The sequence below is a fragment of the Scandinavium sp. genome (assembly GCF_036271055.1).
Lineage (GTDB): Bacteria > Pseudomonadota > Gammaproteobacteria > Enterobacterales > Enterobacteriaceae > Scandinavium.
Window position 1 is genome coordinate 1 of the sequence record NZ_DATBBJ010000068.1, and the last position, 2898, is coordinate 2898.

5 protein-coding genes are annotated in these 2898 nt (G+C 47.1%); all 5 read right to left on the reverse strand.

Translation table 11 applies throughout. The features are described from left to right. Positions 1–278 precede the first annotated feature (278 nt). Positions 279–815 carry a hypothetical protein gene (locus VH187_RS12265; protein ID WP_329701733.1) on the reverse strand — a complete coding sequence of 179 codons (537 nt, stop codon included), beginning with the start codon at positions 813–815 and terminating at the stop codon, positions 279–281. Between the two features lie 9 nt (positions 816–824). Beyond that, positions 825–1604 (reverse strand): DUF6353 family protein, encoded by a 780-nt coding sequence (locus VH187_RS12270; protein WP_329701734.1) that lies wholly within the window; start codon positions 1602–1604, stop codon positions 825–827. A 339-nt stretch (positions 1605–1943) separates the two neighbouring features. Then, entirely contained in the window at positions 1944–2312 is a 369-nt protein-coding gene (locus VH187_RS12275; RefSeq protein ID WP_329701735.1) for a hypothetical protein, read from the reverse strand. Between the two features lie 76 nt (positions 2313–2388). Beyond that, positions 2389–2598: a hypothetical protein gene (locus VH187_RS12280; protein WP_329701736.1), complete on the reverse strand. Its 210-nt coding sequence runs from the start codon at positions 2596–2598 to the stop codon at positions 2389–2391. Positions 2599–2652: 54 nt separating this feature from the next. Beyond that, complete coding sequence (locus tag VH187_RS12285; protein ID WP_329701737.1) at positions 2653–2865, reverse strand: hypothetical protein; 213 nt, start codon at positions 2863–2865, stop codon at positions 2653–2655. Positions 2866–2898 lie beyond the last annotated feature (33 nt).

Below are 2898 nucleotides of genomic sequence, written 5' to 3' on the forward strand. Positions count from 1 at the left end.
AAAGCTGCCAAACCAGACACGGGCTTGATCCGCACCTGTAATGACATCAGTGTTATTGGTGATAACGTCTTTGGTGATCTTCGATACACTCAACACGGTGGCGATATTAGCAACGGCTTTGATAAGTTTAACTTGCTCATAACCAAGCATTAATAGCTCCTAAAGTAGTGGTATCTTCGTTATAGGCAATGTTTTGTCTGCGGGGCACATGGCGCCATTTTCTGTCGTTTAAGACTGAGCGACCTTGGGGGCGCAGAGAGCGCAAGTCCCCCTGAAATTCAATCATCAACTATGACGATTTCACCAGCTACAATCTTGTCCGTCAGTTCTTGCTTGTTCTGGTACAGCCCTACCTCCGTCATTGTCATGCGCATCGGTTCGGCTTTGGGTACGAGCTCATGGATCTGAGCCTGCGTGTTTTCTGTTGCCCCCAACTCAGCCATCTGCTCGACAAATCCCTCAGGCAGAATACCATTGAAGAAATCAATCGCTGAATCGGCATTCACAAAGAAACTCATCATCAGCTCAGAATATGCTTCTGATGATTCGAACTCTTCCCGATTAGTTGCAGTTTTCACAAACCGCTTGCCGTCCAGAGACTTCTTGCCATACGACATCAGGACAAGATCTTTGAACTCCTTGAATATCTTCTTGGTGTCATTCGATTCAAGTGCCCTTTGCATGGCTTCTCCAATGCCACCCTCAGGGTAATTCATCTGGATTTCGATCAACTCCGCCTTGGACAGGTGGAAGAAGAAGTCCTCCGTGACTTTCTCTCCCGTGAAGTCTGTGTACGTGATTGTCTTCTTAAGCACCCTGCTCCTTTACCATAGTCTGTCGTACTCAGCAAACGGAGCACGCACAAAATCGATTGCAATACATGGACGATTGTCCGTAGACAGAACTGTGGACAACGTTACTTCGAACAGCTCATTGCCATTCCAACCAACTGTGTCAGAATATGGCGTAGGCGGCAATCCGATTTCATCGTAGAATGAACTCAGACTTGAGTACATGTGATTGATGATCTCGAAGTTGATCTTGTTCTCAGCCCTGCGAATCTCCTCGACGGAGCTTTGAAAATATCGCCCAGTTGTGATGTCGAAACAGAGAACCTCACCCGTACCGGCAATGATGACTTCTCGAGTATTCAGAGGCGTCTTGTTGACTCGATCCTGAGCAATCGAATCGTGAATATCCACTGCCTTCTTGTCTCCAAGCTTCTCTATAACTTTGTCCTTGTACTCTTGGAGCGCTCGTTCAGAGATTCCTGAAGCAACGGTGAGAGCTGCAATCTTCTTCGATGCCTCGTGATTCGCCATGACAATCGCCGCAATTGTCGTAACGGCCACGGAAGCTGGCGGGATATAGAGCGGCCAGATGAGTTTGACTTTGGCTTTCGTATTGAGTTCATATTCCAAGTCACCTGTTGAATCTTGTGCTTTACGTTCCTCTCGTTCAATGAGTTCTGCAGCTTTGAAAGTTGCACGAGTGGTAAATATGACAGTTGTAACGACGCCAGTAACGCCCATACCGGTGAGGATAGTTGACTGATTGTTACCTGCGATTTTTCCAACTTTGCTAATGAAACCGGTGATGGCCACGACGTCTCCTTCTTTCTAGATATGCCATTACATGGTCGTAAATATAATCACTGCTTAGCCAGATAACGAACCAGATAGCCAGTACGAGTCCGACCCAAAATATAATCACGCCTACCTCTTCCTCATCTCCCTCACGAAGATCCAGATCAGCCATAGGCCACCTGTGAAACACACCATCAGGCAATCGCCCATAAACTTCCAGAAGCCGTACTTCCTACGCTGCTGCACATACACATTCATAATTACTCCTTGAGATTAGACAGAAAAATAAATGAGGAGATCTTAGTCTACAGTGAATCGTAGCTAGCATCCCAATTGATGCGCCAAATCTCTCCTCCATTATAGGGCATGTTTATTCTGCGGTATTGGTTGCATTACTGTGATGGTTACATCTTGCCTTGCCAAGATAGCAATAGGTCGTACATTGACCATAGAGCCATCAGTAGGAACATTGACAGATCCTCTCTGGCTCAAGTTCCAAGCAAAGCCAGCTGCAAGTATGTAATAGGGCGCATACTGTAAGAAATGATCTTTGATCTTGAACAGATCAATCGTCTCTTCAACTGGCTCGCCTTCTGGTGCATCTTTGTCAGAGATCATCTTCACAAGGAATGAACGATTGCTGAATAGAGGCATTGATCTCCTTATAGGTGGACAGAAAATAAAAAGAGAGAGGTAGATGGATCTGCCGAAAATCACTACGGTCATCTACTCCTGGGGGAGGGGTGGTACTCCCGCCATTCGCATCTCAGGTCACGTCTTAGGTGATCTCTCTCACTATAATCTATGTAATTTCTGCGAGACTCTCTCCCATATCGTGCTTCTGAATACGGATGATAGCCTCGATCGTTCCGGCGTTTGACAGCAGAGTCTGGCGAAGTGACTCGAGCTCGTTTAAACTGTAAGTCCTACGCTTGCGCGTTAGCTGACGTGCTACGCCCTCAATGTTTCCACCAAGTTCGGCCAGCACTGCTTCAATATCTAGGTCTTGCATAATTCACCTCCTTACAAAAATAGAAAAAAGGAAAGCCCTTTTCAGGGCCGTCCTTTACGACTTCGATCCAGCAGTTTCCTTCTGGGGAACCGGCTGCTCCTCGACGACGACCGTCTCCACGACAACCGTCTGGGCGCGGCGATGATTCCGGACTGCCTTCCAAATGCGGTAGCCCGCATAGGTGGCGATCACGGAACCTGCAACGACGCAGATCGGGTTGATCTTGGACTCGGTGTCTTCGGTGGTCTCAGTGGTTTCATCAAACATGGAACTCTCCTTAGATTAGTAAGTCTTCATTAT

Bases quoted from the DNA above. Each gene is read 5' to 3' on its own strand.
- VH187_RS12285 (WP_329701737.1), bottom strand. From the start codon at position 2,865: ATGTTTGATGAAACCACTGAGACCACCGAAGACACCGAGTCCAAGATC.
- VH187_RS12275 (WP_329701735.1), bottom strand. From the start codon at position 2,312: ATGACCGTAGTGATTTTCGGCAGATCCATCTACCTCTCTCTTTTTATT.
- VH187_RS12280 (WP_329701736.1), bottom strand. From the start codon at position 2,598: ATGCAAGACCTAGATATTGAAGCAGTGCTGGCCGAACTTGGTGGAAAC.